We start from the raw sequence: 18,131 nt of genomic DNA on the forward strand, positions 1-18,131 counted from the left end.
GGTCGGAAGCGTGTGATTTCATGAGACGAAAGACGTAGAAGATTCAGAAAAGGAGTCAGGTTGATGGCAGTATTACCTATAGCAAAAATCGGCAACCCCGTTCTCCGGCAACAGGCCAAGCCGGTCGATCCCGCATCAATCGGGAGTCGACGAATCCAGGAGTTCCTTGATGATATGTTTGAAACGATGGTGCATTATGAGGGAATTGGATTAGCCGCCCCGCAGGTCGCACATTCGGAACAGATTGTCGTGATGGAATGTGAGGGGAAGGATGGCATTCCGAAGACCGTCCTCATTAATCCTAAAATTGTGTTTTATAGCCCCTCCCAAACTGAAATGTGGGAAGGTTGTCTCAGTATTGATCTCATGCGAGGTAAGGTGGTCCGGCCGTCCATGATCCGCGTGCAGGCCTATGATCGGCAGGGTGTACTCCAGGATTTTGAAGCGAACGGACTCTATGCGGTGTGCATCCAGCATGAAATGGACCACCTCATCGGAAAATTGTTCATTGATCGGATGGCCGACATGTCGACCCTGACCCAGTTGGAAGAGTTTGATGCCTATTGGCGCGAAGAATCCGCCCCGGTGATTTAATTCCTGCTTGAAAGAGCTGACCGTCGAGCGTTTTCTGCTCATCCATTCCACGCGTGTGTTTCCGTGATTCCATGATTCCCATGAGAATCACGCCATCTGGCGACAAAAAAGGTTTCGAAACTTCCTGTGAAATCGCTCCTGAGAGTCCTGTCCTACCTGGCCCCGTATCGCGGGCTCGTGTGTGTCACCTTCTTCTTTGCCGGTGTAACGACGGCCCTGGAGCTGCTCCCCCCCTGGCTCATCAAAGTGGTGATTGATGACGTAATCCCGGCAAAAAATACGGACATGCTGACCTGGGTGCTCATTGGACTACTCCTGGCCTATGGACTGAAGAATCTCTGTAATTCCCTCCGCATCCGCTTTAATAACACGCTAGAGCAACGGGTGGTGCATCGACTCCGACAACAAGTGTTTGCCGCTCTGCAACGGTTATCGTTGACGTATTATGAAAATCGATCGACGGGTGAAATCATGTCGCGTGTCGTGAATGATACGGAACACGTGCAACGAATTTTCATTGATGGGCTTGAGGGCATGTTGACGGCCACTTTGACCCTGGTCGGCATTACCACTATTTTATTTATGCTGAACTGGAAAATGGCCCTTCTCGTTCTACTGCCGATTCCGATACTCACCATCGGAGGCGTGGCGTTTACCCGCCGGGTCCACCGGTATTATCACGATATTCGTCAGCAGGCCGCTGAACTCAATGGCTATCTGCAGGATTCCTTGTCGGGGATCCGGGAAACGATGGGATTCAATCGACAGCCCTACGAGCAGACTCGTTTTCAGGACATGAGTCATCACTACAGCCAAGCAAATCTGAAAGCGATGTATTTATGGTCGATTTATTCTCCTGGAATGATTTTCATCGGAAGCCTGGGAACCATTTTGATTGTGTGGTATGGCGCAGGTGAAGTGATAGCCGGTCATCTTTCCACTGGTGAGTTGGTCATGTTTTTATCATACCTCGTCTTGTTTTATACCCCGGTCAATCAAATTCATTCCGTGAATCATTTGTTGCAACATGCCCTGGCTGCCAGTGAACGGGTGTTTGACATCTTGGATGCGGAGCCTGCCGTTCCCGACCACGGGCATCTTCGTCCGGCTCAGCCCCGGTTGTCGGGGAAAGTCGAATGGAAGGATATGGCCTTTTCTTATCGGCCCGGGAAACCGGTCTATCAACATCTTTCCCTGGTGGTGGAACCGGGGGAGCATGTGGCGTTAGTCGGGCCAAGCGGTGTGGGAAAAAGCACGCTCATGAAACTTCTCTTCCGGTATTACGATGTGGGGGAGGGTGCGATTGAGTTGGATGGATACGATATTCGTCATCTCCCGTTATTCTATCTTCGTGAACAAATCGGCTTTGTCCAACAGGAACCCTTTTTGTTTAATGGCACGGTGCGAAGCAATCTAGCGTATGGAGACTTGGCGGCATCGCAGGGTCAAATAGAAGCGGTGGCGCGGGCTGCGCAAGCGCATGAATTTATTCAAGCGCTACCTGATGGATATGACACCTGGATCGGGGAACGCGGAGTGAAATTGTCGGTTGGGCAAAAACAGCGTATCGCCATTGCCCGGGTATTGCTCAAAGATCCACCCATTGTGGTCATGGATGAAGCCACGTCGAATATTGACACGGAAACGGAAGTCGAGATTCGGATTGCCATGGATGAACTCATGCGTGGCCGGACGACGTTTATCGTGGCCCATCGGTTGTCAACTCTGCAAGCCGTGGATCGAATTGTCGTGTTTGAATATGGACAGATTGTTGAGGAAGGCGATCATGCGACCCTACTGGCAAGAGGGGGCTTGTATGCCGGGTTGTATGAAGCCCAATTTCATGTTTAACATGGTATCGCATACATCCGCTGCTATACGCGTAATCGAGCGCTGGTGGGTGGGGGCCGGAACTAAAGACCCGAGTCTATCGTGAGAAACGAAATGACCGTGAAATGTCCGATATGCGGCAACGTGGAACAATGGGAAGGCAATGTCTTTCGACCCTTTTGTTCCAAGCGATGCCAATTGTTGGATTTGGATGGATGGTTGAGTGAACGCTATCGTATTCCCGATGCGGAAGAAGATGGGTTGGATGAGGCGGTTGGTGAGTCCGGACCCACATCTGCTGATTAGGAGAGGGTTAGACTGAGGAGAAATGCGTTGCCAATATGGCTTCCTGCTCTCAAGTTCACCGCTTTTCTGAGTCAGAGGCCAACGATGGGCAATTCGCCAAAATAGGGTTTCGCTCAGCCACATTGACCTTTTCGCCCTCGCTCCATCCAGTCCGAGATGCTCCTGGTAAATGAAATTATAATGGAGACAAACCTATGCCAAAAATGATCACGGCGAAACGTCATGAGGACGAAACAGATAAGGCCCAGGAGTTTGTCCGGACCAATATCCTACTTCCTGCCAGTTTGTTGGGGTTGATTTCGATCGTCGTCGGAGTCATCGCCTTAGGCTTTCAATTCTGGGCAGGAACGTATGGATGGGAAACCTTTACCTACAGTTCGGCGCTCATCATAGCCGGAGTTCTTGTGGGAATCGTTCAAACGAAATACCAACAGTATCTATTGCGAGAGTTTCCGGGACATTTTGCTAATCGCATGAGAGCCTATAGCCAACGGTCGGTCCGGAAGGCCAAGAAGGCCATCACCGAGCATGATATTGAGCATCGCGGTCGCGGATTCGTTCCGCTCTGGTATCTTCTGGGGATCGTGATGTTTTTTGCGCTTTCCGGATTAGCTGTGGCTACCGGTTTTATGGAGCCGGTTGCCGCGTTTGCCTTGCCCTGGGCAGGCTATTTCTGGGCAAAGTTATTTTTTTGGAAGGGGGTAGTGTTGCTGCCGGACCGCAAAAAGAAATGAGGCCTTTTCTGCTGTTGAGTCCTGGATCGGCTATGGCCGGATTAGCGCTTGGAGGGTGAAGGCTTCTTGAACCGTTCTGGCTTGGGAGCCGGTTGGGCCGGAAGAAGCGATTCAAGATGTTTGACCTGTTTTTGAAGAGCCCGAAGTTCCTTGCGCAATTCGGGGAGTTGGTATTGAATGACCTGTGACCTTCGCCAGATACCATGTTCGACCGCCGGTCGCCCACCTACAATCTGACCGGATTTCACATCATTGGTGACCCCCGAGCCCGCCGCAATTTTCACCTGATCACCGATCGTGACATGATCCACCAGGCCGGCCTGGCCCCCAACCATGACGTGGCGGCCTAACACCGTACTGCCTGCAATCCCCACCTGGGCGACGAGAATACAGTCTTCCCCGATTACCACGTTATGGGCGATCTGCACCTGGTTGTCGATCTTTGTGCCGCGCTTAATGACGGTGCTGCCAAATGTTGCCCGATCCACGGTCACATTGGCCCCGAGTTCAACGTCATCTTCAATGATCACATGGCCCAATTGCGGAATTTTATGGTGGCGGCCTTCATGTTGCACATAGCCGAAGCCGTCGCTCCCGATGACGGCGCCGCTGTGCACAATGACTCGATTGCCGAGGACACACTTGGTCAGTAATGAGACATGGGGGTAGAGGATGCACTCATCCCCGATACTGGCATCGTCGCCAATATGTACCCCGGCATGAATGGTGACCCCGGAGCCGATGAGCACGCGGTCCCCAATAGTGACGAGAGCGCCAATTGAGACATCCGGACCAATCCGCACATCGAGTCCTGACACAGCCGTGGGGTGAATGCCACGTGGTGGAAGAGGAGGAAGGAAAAATTTCTGCGCCAAGGTGGTGACGGCGACCAGCGGATTCGGAACAATTAATTGCGGTCGAGGATCGTCGGGAATAGGCTCTGTCACAATGAAGGCTGCCGCCTGTGACTGACGTGCCGCTTTCTGAAACGAAGGCTTCAGGAGAAAGGAGATATCTCCCGAGGAGGCTCCTTCAAGATGAGAGAGCCCGGATATCTGAATGTCAGAGGATCCGTGAATGGTGGCGTGAATGGCTTGGGCTAATTCCTGAAGAGGAATATTCATGATTCCTGGGGAAGACGATATCGTCATGTGCGCGATTTTTTTGAAGTGGGACGGGTTTTGGCTTTTTTGACAACTGGAGCAGGGCGCGAATTCTTTGCCGGTGGTGTGGGGTGCGGGTCGGAGAGGGCGTTCCCTTGAGCATGTGTCCGTTCATCCAGATAAAGGATGACCGCCCCGATGGTTGTTAATCGCCCAAAATCCTCATCCGGTATTTGAAGGTCAAACGCCGATTCGACTTCATAGACTAATTCAATGGTTTGCAGCGAGTCCAATCCCAAATCATCACGGAGCGAATCCTCAGGATGCAGATTTTTCGGATCGCGCTGAAGGTATTTACCGAGGGTGTGGTACACCTGCTGACTGAGTTGAGAGGATTTGTTTACGGAAGATTTCATGTAAACTTTTTTAAGACGAGAACCGCATTGTTACTTCCAAATCCGAAGGCATTCACCAAGCCCACCCGAACGGATTTTTTTTGTACCTTAGTAGAAAGTCCCGGCAAGGCACAATGGGGGTCCGGATTATCATAGTTCACCGTGGGGTGGATGACACCGGTTTGAATGGATAAGGCCGAGACAATTGTGCCGATTGCTCCTGCTGCTCCCAAGGTATGGCCAATGAGCGATTTGGTGGCATTAACCTTGATGGCATTCAGGCGTTTGTCGAACACCGCCCGTAACCCCTTGACCTCCACATCGTCACCGACCACAGTGGATGTCGCATGGGCATTGACGTAGTCCACCTGGGATGGCGAAACCCCTGCATCTTTTAACGCCAGGCTGACGGTTCTCGCAATATCCGAGCCATCCTCTCTGGGAATCACCATATGATACGCCTCGTTGGTGGCGGCATACCCCGCCAGTTCGGCATATATTTTCGCTTTACGACGGGTGGCATGGCGAAGCGATTCCAGAATCAGGGTGCCGGCCCCTTCCCCCATCACAAAACCGTCCCGTCCTTGATCGAATGGTCTCGAAGCCTGATCGGGGTGGTCATTATACCGGGTGGATAAGGCGCGTAATGAGCAAAAGCCGGCAAAGACCAACGGGGTAATGCTGGCGTCCGCTCCTGAGGCAATGACAACATCCGCCTGGTTCAAGCGAATGGCCTGCAGGGCTTGTCCGATAGAATGAATGCTGGAGGAACAGGCGGTGGAAATGGTGAGATTCGGTCCCTTTGCCCCAAAGGCTAATGCCAGAATGCCTGAGGCGGAATTCAGCGTAATGGTCGGAATAAAGTTCGGATGGACCCGATGGGGCTTCCGGGACTGATAGAGGGTGGTGAGTTCACGCTCCCCCATCATCATGCCACCCATGCCCACACCGGCCATGACCCCCATCCGTTCGGCCGGCTCCTTCTCAAGGTCCAGCCCACTATCCTGAATGGCTTCCCGTGTGGCAGCAAGGGCAAATTGCGCATAGCGGTCCACACGCGATGAGAATTTATCTTCTGAAGGATCCGGGAGACGAAAGTCGGAAACCTGCCCTGCAATCCTGGAGCGATAGGATTCCATGGGGAAATCCCCAAAAGATGAGATCGCCGTAATCCCTGATTTGCCATGAAGGGCGGACTTCCAAAAAGTAGGAACCCCGACACCAATGGGGGACACGATGCCGAGTCCGGTAATGACCACGCGCACTGCCATAGTTTTCTCCAAAAAAGAAGGTTCTAACCTACCAGAACCTTTGGTCAAATAGGGAGGGGGCATGGTGCGATAAATTCTGTTTTTATGCTCTTTTTTCTTCATATCGAGCATTTCAGTTTAGGATTTGGTGCCTGGAAGGGTCGCGCGGTAAAGGGGAATTTGAGTTGAATAAATTCACGATTTGCCTAAAACGTAAGCAGAATGTCGGAGTCATGAAAAATGGCTGGCGGAAATTACTTGAGTCCCCGCTTGAGAACTTCCCCTTTCGGGGGAAGTCTGGCAAGGCATCAAGGACTCTCCAACACGTACTGGAAGCCGTTTCAGGTGGGGGAATATTGGATTGACACGTCCATGCTCACCGCCTACCGTATTGTCAGCCGTGAGGCAGAGAAGAACGTCTCAGCTCCAGGGGCACCATGGGAATATCAATCATTTGGAGACTTTAAAGGAGGAGAGGGTGAAAATGAATAAAAAGGAACTTGTCAGTCAGTTGCTTGCAGCGAAAAAAGCCTCAGGAAAGACGTACGACGAGCTGGCAGCAGCCCTCGGCCTGTGTAACGTCTATGTGGCCCAATTATTCCGATTGCAGGCGCAACTCAAGAAGGAAACGGAGGTCTTGCTCGTCAAGCTGGTACCGGGACTCACGGGGAATTTGCTTGATGCCATGCGGGAGTTTCCCCTGCGATCCTATGATCCGGCGGTCCTGCAGGAGCCACATGTTTATCGCATGACCGAGGTTTGTGCCCATTATGGGGAGTCCATTCTGGACATCATGCACGAGCAGTTCGGTGATGGGATTATGTCGGCGATTGATTTTAAGCTCACCGTCGAGAAGGTAAAGGGTGACAAAGGAGAGGACCGTGTCGTCATGACATGGAATGGAAAGTTTCTGCCACATATCGAACAGACCGCATAGCTGGGCGGGGAGTGATGCCATGGAAGCAATGGGCCAGAGGGCAGGAGATTATTGTTGATTCTAGTTCCATTAAATGTAATGCAACAGTTTAGTTTTTACTTTAAGTTATTTGTTTTAGGCTCTCTGAAATGAAAGTGAATGTTGGTGGATCATTAGGATTAGGCAGTCCATGAAATGCATAATTTTGTTTTATTGTGAATGCATATATTAACCTTTGTGGAGCGGTTAATTTCATTTGTCTGTAGCATGAAGCTCAAGCTAAAAGTAAAGTGTAACTTTAAGTTTAATGCTAATGAAAACGAGTTGGAGATAGACCGTGTAGACGAAGAAAAATATGACGGTGGAATGGGGGGAATGGTTTAACGAAAAATCGGAGGGTTAACTGAGGTAGGTTAGATACCTGAGGCTTTCCTCCACCATACAAACCCATAGGTCACAACCATAAAAAGCAGGACGATGAACCCCAAGATTATTTGAATCTCCGGGGTGAGGCCTTGGGGATAAATGATGGGCAGGGCATAATGCTCAAGGAATCCACCCGCATATCCAGCGTCACCGCCGGCCTGAAGAAGCCAGTTTTCTAATGGAGTGAGAGGGCAGATCCACCCGCCAAATTCCAAGGCTACCGCCCAAAGTGCGGCAGGAAGATGAACCCAGGGGATCCAGCGCCACCACATCGTAAGGATTCCCCCGACCAATACAAAGACAATGAAGGCTAAGTGGATCAGAAGGACAAGGTCAGCAAGGATTTGCCAATGCATGAGGACTATCCCGATTGTGATGGTTTCCGGTCAATTCCAGACCCAAAATGGATCGAGAGGAAATAGTACAGACGTCCCCTCTGTTCCGTCCGGGATGGTACCATCCTGGATTCCTCCCGACGGAATGGGTCTTCCATCCTGCTAAATCCAAATACGTAATGGTTTCTTGCGCTTTGTGGAGCGACGGAAATTCGTATGCCGATCATGCGGGTGTAAAGTACCAATTGAATGTCGGTCTGTCATTCCAATAAAGGCATAACAGAGGGAGGAGGAGGCAGTGAATTACGATAGTGTATCTCCCGGAGCTCCCCTCGATTTACACTCACATCGGATGGCAAACGTGGGACAAAGGTTCTTACATGGCTTACCACCGGTTCACCTGATCGGATCCCAGGCCAGGGGGCTATCACGGGGAAGTAAACTGGTGGGTTTCATCCTGGGGGTGGTGTGGATTGGAACGGTCGTTCCCTTGGCTATGGGCAGCCATAAAGGTTCCGAAGGGCATCATGTGGCTTCCGAGTCCGGAACCCAAAATGCTGTAGGGCATACCATTGAAGGTGCGCCGTTTCAGGTTTATCTTTCCAAGGGAGTCGGGACAGACCAAGAAGGTAGCCAGGTCCAAGCCGGAGGCAATGCCGCACTCCAGACGGTTATTGGGGTTTTCAATCACATGATGGAACATCGGACTGAATACGCCAGATTTCAAGAGGCCCTGACCAAAGATGCCCTACAAAAAGTCATCATTGAACCAAAGGTCGTGAATCGGGAGGGTAAAGAATTTTTATTGTTGGTGGCCCAAACCGCACAACCCAACCAGGTCAATCTGCTTATCAGCGCATCCGCACTCGAGAAACAGGGCTATCTCAATCATCCGGATCAACTGGTGCCGGTATTTGCGAGAGAATTTCAATGGGTGGTGAGCAAAAGCGACACGACCTCGAAACGTCAAACAAATATGCCCCCCGGAAACTTCAAGCAAGTTCCGATCAAGACCAATCAAGAAATTGCGGAAATGTCAGGAGAGGACCGCGATCATCTGCTTCAGCTTTTGTTTCGCACCTATTTAACTACCACCGACAGGCATAACAGTTTGGATGGACAATCCTATTACGAAACCGGTTCCACCACACGGATCCCCCCGGCACAACCTGATTCCACGACCAAATTGTATGACATTCGGGTGCGTGAGGCGCTGCAAAAAATTGTGAGAGAACCATACTTTCAGGAACAGACTCCGAAGGCGATCAGGAGTCTGCTCAATGGCAAAGTTTGGAACGTCACATTCGCGGACATTCAGAATCGGGATTGGGCCACGCGGACCCGGGTGGTCCCCAAAGAGCAATCGATCACGGTTGGCGAACAAGAGAGAACCATTCAACCCGCCATGATCTTGATAAATACGTATCGGGCCGCCTCGCCGGACGATCCTTTCTATGCGGAAACCAATGGTCTTCCGATGGGTGCGCTTCCCGTCGGCAAGTTGGCACGGGTCATCGCTCGGGAGATTCAAGACAATATCACGGAGAAGTCGATGCGGGGCCATGTGGCCCAGGATGAACTCTCCGCTCCGCAGTGATCAGTGCGGTGCCCACAATCTTCATTTTCTCACTCAACAATGTCGCTTGTGCGTGTGAATAGTCTGTGATACTGTCAAGCGTAGCGTGTAAGACCTCTCGTAGCGTGTAAGACCTCTTCTTCCCGGGGCAACAGACCTCTTGAAAGCGAAGTAAGGCCTTACACGATTTTTTTGTTCGAACCCTCCTTGGTCTCCTGAAAACAGGAACATTCCAGCAAGCATCCAGGAGTTGTGTGATGGGACAGAAAGGGTGGTCGGGCGGAGCCCGCACCCCCAATGGTCTCTTGGCGTGTGTTTTTTGTGCAGAAGGTCTGTCTAAATTGAAAGAAGGAAGATGAATGATACAGGAGATCGTTGGCAAAATCCGTGGAGGTATGAATATCAGAAACGATCTGCTTGCAGGTCTCGTGGTCGCGCTGGCATTGATCCCTGAAGCAATTGCCTTTTCGGTCATCGCCGGCGTAGACCCCAAGGTGGGTCTGTACGCCTCGTTCTGTATGGCCACCGTCATCGCCTTTGCCGGCGGTCGGCCGGGCATGATCTCGGCTGCCACGGGTGCGATGGCGCTGTTAATGGTCACCCTGGTCAAAGACCATGGGTTGCAATACCTGCTGGCCGCTACGGTGCTGACGGGTGTGCTGCAAGTCGTTGCCGGCTGGCTCCGACTTGGTTCCCTGATGCGCTTTGTGTCGCGCTCCGTGATCACCGGCTTCGTCAATGCGTTGGCTATCCTCATCTTCATGGCGCAACTGCCTGAGCTGACCGGTGTGAGCTGGGAGGCCTATGCGATGGTGGGCGCTGGCCTGGCCATCATCTACCTCTTCCCGTACCTCACCAAGAGTGTGCCGTCTCCGCTGGTAGCCATTACGGTGTTGACCGGTGTGTCCATTGGTCTTGGCTTGAATATCCGCACCGTGGGCGACATGGGCCAACTCCCTGACACCCTTCCGATGTTCCTGCTGCCGGATGTGCCGCTGCATTGGGACACCCTCCGAATTATCTTCCCGGTGTCGGCCACATTAGCCGTGGTGGGGCTGCTGGAATCCATGATGACCGCATCCATCGTCGATGACCTGACGGATTCCTCAAGCAACAAAAATCGCGAATGTGTCGGACAGGGCATCGCCAATATTACCTCGGGCTTCATCGGCGGCATGGCCGGATGCGCCATGATTGGGCAGTCGGTCATTAACGTGAAATCGGGAGGCCGTGGGCGGCTCTCGACCCTGGTTGCAGGCGTGTTTCTGCTGCTGATGGTGGTGTACATCGGTGACTGGGTGGCCCGAATCCCGATGGTCGCACTGGTTGCCGTGATGATCATGGTCGCGATCGGCACCTTCAACTGGGCCTCAATCCGCAATCTGCGGGAGCATCCCAAAAGCTCCAACGTGGTGATGATCGCCACCGTGGTGGTGGTCGTGGCCACTCATGACCTGGCGAAGGGCGTGCTCGTTGGCGTGCTGTTGTCCGGGTTCTTTTTCGCTCACCAGGTCGGACAGATTTTGCATATTGGCTGGAAGTCGGAGAATCAGGGCCGTCTGCGCACCTATATCATCACCGGGCAGGTGTTCTTTGCCTCGGCTGAGCGGTTTGTCAATTCTTTTGATTTCAAGGAAGTGATCGAAAAGGTTCAAATTGACGTGAGCCGTGCCCACTTCTGGGATCTGACTGCTGTCAGCGCGTTGGATAAAGTCATCCTCAAGTTTCGCCGCGAGGGAACGGAAGTCGAGATCATCGGCTTGAATGAAGCCAGCGCCACGATGGTGGATCGCTTCGCCGTCCACGACAAACCCGATGCCGTGGAACAGGTGATGGGCCACTGAGAGGAACACATCTGGTGAAAAATGTGAAAAAGTGGCGGGTCATCAAGAATGAGAATAAGGTGCTGGCCTGCGTCGATCAATCGCATTTCGCCGATTACGTGGCCGACTATGCGGCCTGGGCGGCATGCCGCATGGCGGCACCGCTGGAATTTCTCCATGTGATCGATCGGCATCCCGAGATTGCGACCGGCCACGATCACAGCGGTGCCATAGGGATCGATGCGCAGGAAGTGCTGTTGAACGAACTGTCCAATGAGGATGAGTCCCGCAGCAAGGCGGCCCGTGAGCGGGGCCGGATCTTCTTGAACGAATTACGGGAGCGGGCCATGGTCTCGGGAGTCGAATCTCCCGATGTTCGCCAGCGCTACGGGCTGTTGGAAGAGACCTTGGTGGAGCAGGAAGAATCCGTGCGTCTGTTTGTGTTGGGGCGCCGGGGTGTCTCGGCTGAGGCCACCCAGCGTGATTTGGGGCGCAATGTTGAGCGGGTGGTGCGCGCCCTGCACAAACCGATACTCGCGGTCACTGATAGCTTCAGCGAGCCTCGCCGGATCATGATTGCCTTCGATGGTGGAATCGTCACCCGACGAGGTGTGGAAATGGTGGCGGCCAGCCCGCTCTTCCGTGGCCTGCCGGTGTACCTTCTGATGTCCGGCAAAGAAAGTCAGAGTGCCCCCAAACAGCTTGAATGGGCCAAGACCACATTGGAGGCCGCAAGCTTTGATGTTTCGCCTTCACTCATTCCCGGCGACGCGGAACGCGTCATTGCCAAGGCGGTCCAGGAGCAGGGCATCGATATGCTGATCATGGGCGCGTACAGCCATTCTCCGCTTCGCAGCCTGGTATTCGGCAGCAAAACCTCCGACTTGTTGCGTTCCGCTAAAGTTCCGACGCTATTGCTCCGATAAATCATCTGCCGTTGCTTCGTTTCAATCTGATACCACCAAATAAAAATGGTGAATGCGGAGAGGCGGTCACTGGTGACAGACACGGCGCAGCCACGGAATGGAGGACGGGAAACCTCGGTGATGTTCATCATGACGAAAGGGTGGACGTAGAAGAAAAAAGAAGCCGGGCTGTCATAGGTCCAGCTTGTCAGAATACAAACCCTATGATACCGTCAAACGTATCGTGTAAGACCTCTTCTTTCCGGGGCGACAGACCCCCCGAGAATGAAACAGGGACTTACACGATTTTTTTGTGCAAACCCTCCGTGGTCTCCTGAAAGCAGGAACAATCCCACAAGGATCCAGGAGTTGTGTGATAGGGCAGCAACGGTGGCCGAAGTGGGCTGACACCTGAATATGTTGAATCGTGTGTGTAAATTTTTGTAGTTTTTTGTGAAAAGAAAGAAGGATACGTGATGGTAAAAAAGATTGTGGCCAAAATGGGTGAGGGTATCAAGAATGCCTCCGAGATTGGCTATCATATTGTAATTTTGTGTCTGAGTGCGGGGATTGCGATGTCGCTCCCGACCGCGGCCAGAAGTTTTCTGACCTATTGGACAAGAGTAGAAACAGAAAAAATGTCGATCGTGGCCTTGGAAATAGGCGTCGCGGCGTTACTGATTGTGGTGATGACCTATCTCCGACGGAGTTGGCAGGATCGGAAGCTGGCCAAAATGGCGATCGATGCCGGCTTCGTGTCATTTTTCCCCAAACGGGCGCGACGGGCTGAGGATGGGATTCGCAAACTTCGGCAGACCCAGGGGCGTGGCCGAACGGTCCTGGTCATCGGGTCAAGCGGGTATGACACGTTGCGTGACCAGGTGGGGGACTTATCGACCATTCTGGATAAATGTCTGGGAGCCAACATCATGCTGGTAAACCCCTTTAGCCAGGGTGCCAGTGCACGCATCCGGGCCATTGCCGATCCGTTAATGTCGATTGAGAAATATCGAGCGGGCGTCAGGCAAAGTATTGAGTTGCTCAAAAGGCTTCAGGGAGTCGGAAAATCCGTCAAACTGAAACTCTATTCGGATCCTCCGCTTCTGAAATTGGTTATTCTTGGAGATTATCTTTGGATGCAGCATTACCATACCGATCTGGATATTCAGGAGATGCCGGAATACGTGCTGCGACACAATGCGAACGACCACGGGCTGTACACCTTGTGTTATCAATACTTTGTGCAGCGTTGGGAGCAGACCGACATACCGGAATACGATCTGGTTACCGATGAGCTGGTCTATCGGGATAAAAATGGCCGGGAAATCAGAAGGGACCAATTCTGGCCGGATGACATCCCGCAAAACCTAGAGCAGGGGAGAGAGATCCCCGTGTTGTCAACGCCACAGATGACCAGGGAACAGCCCGCTCTGGAGCATGCCATGTGTCGAACAGCAACTGAAATTGTACGACCGCATTTCTGACCCTCTGAATAGGATATCTCCCAACTACTCCCCACCAAGGCTCGGACAAAAAGACTCGTATCCTTTCGTCCGACGCCTGCCGGCTGGCCCAAGTAGGGACGCTCTCATCCGCTGGCGGGCCCTGTTTGAGCCCGGCGAGTTGATCCGCCCTCCTGCGTCCCTACATTTCAATAAAGCCAGACGGGGCGTCACTGGTTTTGGGCCCTTTTGCCGAAACAAAAGGGCCTCGCCTGCCGGGGGCGAAACCCGGCATTACGGAACATCACGTTGACACGAATGTTCAGTGCAAAATTTTGAACTCCAAAGACCCGCAGCATTGCACCCAGGCTTCCTAAAAAGTCGGTCATGATCGTCATAGGGTCTAGGTGCGGTGAGTGGTCTGGTATGGTTCCGGCTAGAGTTGGTCATGATCGCGGAGAACTCGTGGTCACACTTCTTACACTTTTCACGGGCGTTCATGTGTAACCCAATGGCTGTCGGTTGAGCGCCTGTTTATCGGAGGCCAGGAAAGAGACCGGACGTGCGGGGAATTTTCGGCTATGTATGTTCGGATGGCTTCCATATCACGGAGTGCTTGGGGAGACCAAATGATTTGAGTCACAATCCGAGCCGACGCTTGACTTGGTCATGCGGAATGCCTTCTCCCGCATCAAGTTCAGCCAAGCCTGCATCAATCTTGGCGAGAAATACAAGCCGCTCAATGGCGTCGTCATATGTCGCATCAGATGGCAAATTCTGCAAGGACTCCAGAATGCGGTCTCGTATGGTTTCAGATGACATATTCCGATTATACCTTTCCCCTACGGGGATTAAAACTGTCAGAAGCGTCCGCCTAACAGCTCGGTGTTAACGGCGTGGTAGTCCAAACCCAAAAAATCTGTTTGTCCCCCATAGACCCATAGCATCATCCTGGTTCACCAGAAAGTACCTCACGATCGCCACGGGGTTTGCATGGCCATGGCTGGGGCGGATCATGATCGCAGAAAAACTCGTAACCATTCTGCGAAATACTCGTCAAGAAAATCCATGTGCAATTTAACGATTCACTTGAGCTGCCACCGAGCGTACCGAGTCAACTGACCTGCGGGCGGGTCAGCAGTCCACCTCCAATTACTCGTTAGATGCCCACTCCTGAGTAAGGAGTGTTGTGGCGGCGTGTATGTACTTCCGGCAATCGAACTCGTACCTCTTCAAGAAGATCCCAGAATCGCATCTTTGCAAAGCCCAAAGCAGGATCCCGAGCCTTTCGTTGACGAGATTCCGCTCAAGGTATTTCCGAGCGATGGACTTGTGTATCCGCCGCCCGAGTTTCGCTGAAACATAGCAATAGGTTATCGCGTCCCAATCACGTAGGTTCTGAGTAACGTCAGGTGACTCTTGGCCAATTCGTATATAGAGTCTTGCCACTTCCGAGGGGTGAGTCAACACTTCGGAAATTCCTACCCGATTCTCTTCGAGGAATGTGGGTGAGAAGTGTTGTATGAGCAGGTCCGCAGATGCCGGATCTCGGCATGAATTCCAGGATCGCAGTACGAGATGTTTAGGAATCCGTCGACCTTCAGCGGATAGACTCTTATATCCGCGCTGACGCATTCGAGTGTACGGCGAGGCAAGGAAGTATCGTTGAATTCTTCGGCGAGTGCGAGTATCACAAACCTCCCCTATTTTACTCAAGCAAAGCCCGTAACTTTCTCGTTCTCGGTACTTCGCTTTCGGTACCAGCCGAAGTAGCCGGCTAATAATTCGCCGTCCAAAAGAGCGATTCCCATCAGCAAGATTTTCGCAAATAACCTGGAGAGAGATGTCCCGTAGTAATAGGTCTGAGTCCAGATTAGAGAATAACAGTCGTTCAATTTCGTCGCCGTCAAGGCAACGGCAGAGGTTGCGGAGGAGCTTACGTTCATCTGTTCCAGGTTCGCCGGGCGGTATACTTCTGATGTGGGCGACGCGATCCACTTTCTGGTATCTACCGATTTTTATGCTGATCGGCATAGCAACCCTCTTGACTAGCATCAAAGCTCATGGATCGGCCTGGTATGGACAGGCGGATTCTTGGTTAATTATGGAATTAAGTCAAGTTGGATGACACAAAAAAGGTACCTGACGGAGTTGGTCGTGTTGCTGCCCGGGCCTTTTCCATGAGAGGAGATCTGGTGAACATTTTTCTTCCTTGATCCGACACCTGCCGGCTGGTCCAAGAGAGGGACGCTCTCATCTGAAGGGTAAATGACCGACCGAGCAGCAACGGATCCCTGAACTCGAATCGGAAAATCGCCGTTTACGGATGGAGCGTGAAACCAAAAAAAAGCCACGGCCTTTTTTTGCCAAGGAACACACATGAGGTCTCGATTCATCGAGCAGCAGCAGAAGACCTGGCCGATCACCCTCACGTGTGGTGTGTTGGGCGTCTCCCGAAGTGGCTATTATGATTGGACAGCGCGTGATCTGAGGCAGGGCATTCGTTCGAATATCGCGCTAGAGAGATGAATGTAGGAGATCGTTACTGAACACCGCCAACGCTATGGCGCGCCACGGATTACCGAGGCGTGACAGGATGAAGGCCTGAGCTGTCGTGAGAACCGTGTGGCTCGACGCATGCGTGCTTTGGGACTGAAAGCGATTCAGGCCAAGAAATTTACAGTCACCACTGACTCGACTCACGCAAAGCCGGTGGCACCCGGTCTGATCGAGCAGGACTTCCGTGCGGCGGCGCCCAATCAGAAATGAACCAGTGACAGTACCTCTGTCTGGACTGAGGAGGGATGGCGGTATCTCGCCGTCGTGATGGACTTGTACTCACGGGCGATGGTCGGATGGTCGATGAATCGACGGATGACACAACAGCCGGTGTGTGACGCGCTGACCATGGCCGTGTTGCGTCGCGGCTTCCCCAAGGGCACGATTATCCACTCTAATCGTGGCAATCAGTATGGTTCTCCGCGCTATCGGCCATTGATTAGGAACCATGGTCTGTGCGAAAGCAGGGGGGCAGGGCCGCCTGAATGGTACATTTCAAATTTGCTACAAGAATGTCTGATGGGGAAGGATTGAGAAGATGAGGTAACTAATCTTCACATTTAAGCAGCATACAACAAGCGTCAGTTTACGGGTTGCTGGATTCCGCCAGCGTAAACTTTATGTTTACCGGTTCCATTCCAAGCATTGGCCAGATCGTTAAAATGATATCTTGCCCACTTTTGGAGGCAATGGACTCATCAAGCCAGCGCGCATCAGGGATTATTTGGTCATCCAGAGCCAGCAATAAATCACCGGGCATTAGCTTCGCCGCGTGAGCGGGGCTGCCGTCAACAACATCTTGAACAATGACTGCGACATCACCCCCAATGCGTTGGTGTGCGCTGACTGGCGCGTCCTCATAGTACGCCCCAAAACTAAATTTTCTGACAGCCCGCCAGTACGTTGCCAAGTACAAACTTCCATTCCGCCACTGAAGCACCTGAGCCGCATCGAGACTACCACCAAAGTTCATGGCCGAGATAGGTGCAACTATCGGCAAATGCCCGCCGACTAAATACGAGTAGCCAACCATGGCGTAACCCTGCCGGTACATCTTCACAGACTCTTGGTCCATGTGTGTGACCCAATGATGGTCGATGGATTTCGCCTTAATTAGTCGGTAGTCCTCAGGATCGAGCAACGGATGATAACTCATGCTGTAAGGGTAGGCACAGCCGCCCAAGCCAGAGGCCAGTATCGACACGAGGAGAACGTAAGCAAATTGTTGACCTGTAGAGCCGTTCAATTTCTTGAGTATGAGTATAACCAAATCCACACCGGTCCTGGGCGCTTAGCGTCGCCCTGGAAATGCGCGCGGTAAAGCGCGCCCCATTCGGCCATTGGCTTGAACTAACCCACCAACGGCGGTGGCGAATTCCGCCAGTTCCAGTTCGGTGAACAGGGGGCCTCGCGCCTGGGTCCAGCCCAGGCTTGAAACATCACTTAGAGTTTCTGCACGGCGTGGGGCTTGGTTGACGTATTGCTCTCGATAGTTGGTCAAACCAATTTTTTCGCAAGTCATTCCGCCTTGCATTCCTCCGCCCACATTGATGCACTCCCTGATTTCAGCCGATCGAGATTGGTATGCCGGCGGATTATGTAAGAGTTGCTGCTGAGCCAAACCATTAATTTGAAGTTGCGTCGAATACGCAGCACTGATATCGGCCAAGCCTTGTGTCGTGTTGACCAGGGCATCTCCCATGGCTTTGATGTTGGTCGGTTTGGCATTGACCCAGGGGGACTCACGGTAGAACGATTCCACGCTGGTACGGACTATGGTGCCGTCCTTACTGGTCGGTGCAGTGGTGGTACAGCCGCTGGTCGCAATCACCCCAGTTACCATGACTATTAAGAGATAATCGGATCGAATGCGTGCCATAATCCTTTCACCTTAGAGTATGTGAATTTGCGCAGTTTGTGTTGTTCCAAAGCGTGCC

At 52.4% G+C, this 18,131-nt stretch carries 18 protein-coding genes and 1 pseudogene; 12 read left to right on the forward strand and 7 right to left on the reverse strand.

Annotation, left to right across the window (positions count from 1 at the left end):
* Window positions 1-63 precede the first annotated feature (63 nt).
* The 4 genes from def to PJI16_03455 all read left to right on the forward strand — a co-directional run bounded on the left by def (window position 64) and on the right by PJI16_03455 (window position 3,464).
* The gene (gene def / locus PJI16_03440; protein MDT3776611.1) at window positions 64-594 is read left to right on the forward strand and encodes a peptide deformylase; all 531 of its coding nucleotides are present in this window, start codon (window positions 64-66) and stop codon (window positions 592-594) included.
* Window positions 595-720: 126 nt separating this feature from the next.
* On the forward strand, window positions 721-2,445 hold the full coding sequence (locus PJI16_03445) for an ABC transporter ATP-binding protein (GenBank protein ID MDT3776612.1): 1,725 nt from the start codon (window positions 721-723) through the stop codon (window positions 2,443-2,445).
* A 93-nt stretch (window positions 2,446-2,538) separates the two neighbouring features.
* On the forward strand, window positions 2,539-2,730 hold the full coding sequence (locus PJI16_03450; protein ID MDT3776613.1) for a DNA gyrase inhibitor YacG: 192 nt from the start codon (window positions 2,539-2,541) through the stop codon (window positions 2,728-2,730).
* A 194-nt stretch (window positions 2,731-2,924) separates the two neighbouring features.
* The gene (locus PJI16_03455; GenBank protein ID MDT3776614.1) at window positions 2,925-3,464 is read left to right on the forward strand and encodes a hypothetical protein; all 540 of its coding nucleotides are present in this window, start codon (window positions 2,925-2,927) and stop codon (window positions 3,462-3,464) included.
* A gap of 41 nt (window positions 3,465-3,505) precedes the next feature.
* On the opposite strand, the gene lpxD is transcribed toward PJI16_03455, so the two are convergent.
* The 3 genes from lpxD to fabF are packed head-to-tail and all read right to left on the reverse strand — an operon-like array spanning window position 3,506 to window position 6,233.
* Complete coding sequence (gene lpxD, locus PJI16_03460; protein ID MDT3776615.1) at window positions 3,506-4,588, reverse strand: UDP-3-O-(3-hydroxymyristoyl)glucosamine N-acyltransferase; 1,083 nt, start codon at window positions 4,586-4,588, stop codon at window positions 3,506-3,508.
* Between the two features lie 23 nt (window positions 4,589-4,611).
* The gene (locus tag PJI16_03465) at window positions 4,612-4,983 is read right to left on the reverse strand and encodes an acyl carrier protein (GenBank protein ID MDT3776616.1); all 372 of its coding nucleotides are present in this window, start codon (window positions 4,981-4,983) and stop codon (window positions 4,612-4,614) included.
* Window positions 4,980-6,233: a beta-ketoacyl-ACP synthase II gene (fabF, locus tag PJI16_03470; GenBank protein ID MDT3776617.1), complete on the reverse strand. Its 1,254-nt coding sequence runs from the start codon at window positions 6,231-6,233 to the stop codon at window positions 4,980-4,982. Before fabF ends, PJI16_03465 begins: the two co-directional genes overlap by 4 nt.
* A gap of 219 nt (window positions 6,234-6,452) precedes the next feature.
* Between fabF and PJI16_03475 the strand changes: the two genes are divergently transcribed.
* Entirely contained in the window at window positions 6,453-6,704 is a 252-nt protein-coding gene (locus PJI16_03475) for a hypothetical protein (protein ID MDT3776618.1), read from the forward strand.
* Complete coding sequence (cynS, locus tag PJI16_03480) at window positions 6,697-7,149, forward strand: cyanase (protein MDT3776619.1); 453 nt, start codon at window positions 6,697-6,699, stop codon at window positions 7,147-7,149. Before PJI16_03475 ends, cynS begins: the two co-directional genes overlap by 8 nt.
* Before the next feature lie 392 nt (window positions 7,150-7,541).
* On the opposite strand, the gene PJI16_03485 is transcribed toward cynS, so the two are convergent.
* Complete coding sequence (locus PJI16_03485; protein MDT3776620.1) at window positions 7,542-7,910, reverse strand: DUF2784 domain-containing protein; 369 nt, start codon at window positions 7,908-7,910, stop codon at window positions 7,542-7,544.
* A 277-nt stretch (window positions 7,911-8,187) separates the two neighbouring features.
* Here PJI16_03485 and PJI16_03490 point away from each other — a divergent pair, with 277 nt between their 5' ends.
* The 4 genes from PJI16_03490 to PJI16_03505 all read left to right on the forward strand — a co-directional run bounded on the left by PJI16_03490 (window position 8,188) and on the right by PJI16_03505 (window position 13,677).
* On the forward strand, window positions 8,188-9,486 hold the full coding sequence (locus tag PJI16_03490; GenBank protein ID MDT3776621.1) for a hypothetical protein: 1,299 nt from the start codon (window positions 8,188-8,190) through the stop codon (window positions 9,484-9,486).
* Between the two features lie 374 nt (window positions 9,487-9,860).
* A complete protein-coding gene (locus PJI16_03495) occupies window positions 9,861-11,309 on the forward strand; it encodes a SulP family inorganic anion transporter (GenBank protein MDT3776622.1) in 1,449 nt (482 codons plus the stop codon).
* Between the two features lie 41 nt (window positions 11,310-11,350).
* Window positions 11,351-12,214, forward strand: a complete 864-nt coding sequence (locus PJI16_03500; GenBank protein MDT3776623.1) for a universal stress protein — start codon at window positions 11,351-11,353, stop codon at window positions 12,212-12,214.
* 455 nt (window positions 12,215-12,669) lie between these two features.
* Window positions 12,670-13,677, forward strand: a complete 1,008-nt coding sequence (locus PJI16_03505) for a hypothetical protein (protein ID MDT3776624.1) — start codon at window positions 12,670-12,672, stop codon at window positions 13,675-13,677.
* 597 nt (window positions 13,678-14,274) lie between these two features.
* On the opposite strand, the gene PJI16_03510 is transcribed toward PJI16_03505, so the two are convergent.
* Window positions 14,275-14,457, reverse strand: coding sequence for a hypothetical protein (locus tag PJI16_03510; protein MDT3776625.1), 183 nt, complete (start codon window positions 14,455-14,457; stop codon window positions 14,275-14,277).
* Window positions 14,458-16,014: 1,557 nt separating this feature from the next.
* Between PJI16_03510 and PJI16_03515 the strand changes: the two genes are divergently transcribed.
* Together PJI16_03515 and PJI16_03520 are read left to right on the forward strand one after the other, a co-directional pair.
* Entirely contained in the window at window positions 16,015-16,164 is a 150-nt protein-coding gene (locus PJI16_03515) for a hypothetical protein (protein ID MDT3776626.1), read from the forward strand.
* Between the two features lie 138 nt (window positions 16,165-16,302).
* Window positions 16,303-16,632, forward strand: a pseudogene (locus PJI16_03520) (DDE-type integrase/transposase/recombinase).
* A 148-nt stretch (window positions 16,633-16,780) separates the two neighbouring features.
* On the opposite strand, the gene PJI16_03525 reads toward PJI16_03520, so the two are convergent.
* Entirely contained in the window at window positions 16,781-17,464 is a 684-nt protein-coding gene (locus PJI16_03525; protein ID MDT3776627.1) for a PDZ domain-containing protein, read from the reverse strand.
* A 21-nt stretch (window positions 17,465-17,485) separates the two neighbouring features.
* Window positions 17,486-18,073: a hypothetical protein gene (locus tag PJI16_03530; protein MDT3776628.1), complete on the reverse strand. Its 588-nt coding sequence runs from the start codon at window positions 18,071-18,073 to the stop codon at window positions 17,486-17,488.
* Window positions 18,074-18,131 lie beyond the last annotated feature (58 nt).

The organism is Nitrospira sp. MA-1, assembly GCA_032139905.1.
In the GTDB taxonomy this organism is placed as follows: Bacteria; Nitrospirota; Nitrospiria; order Nitrospirales; family UBA8639; genus Nitrospira_E.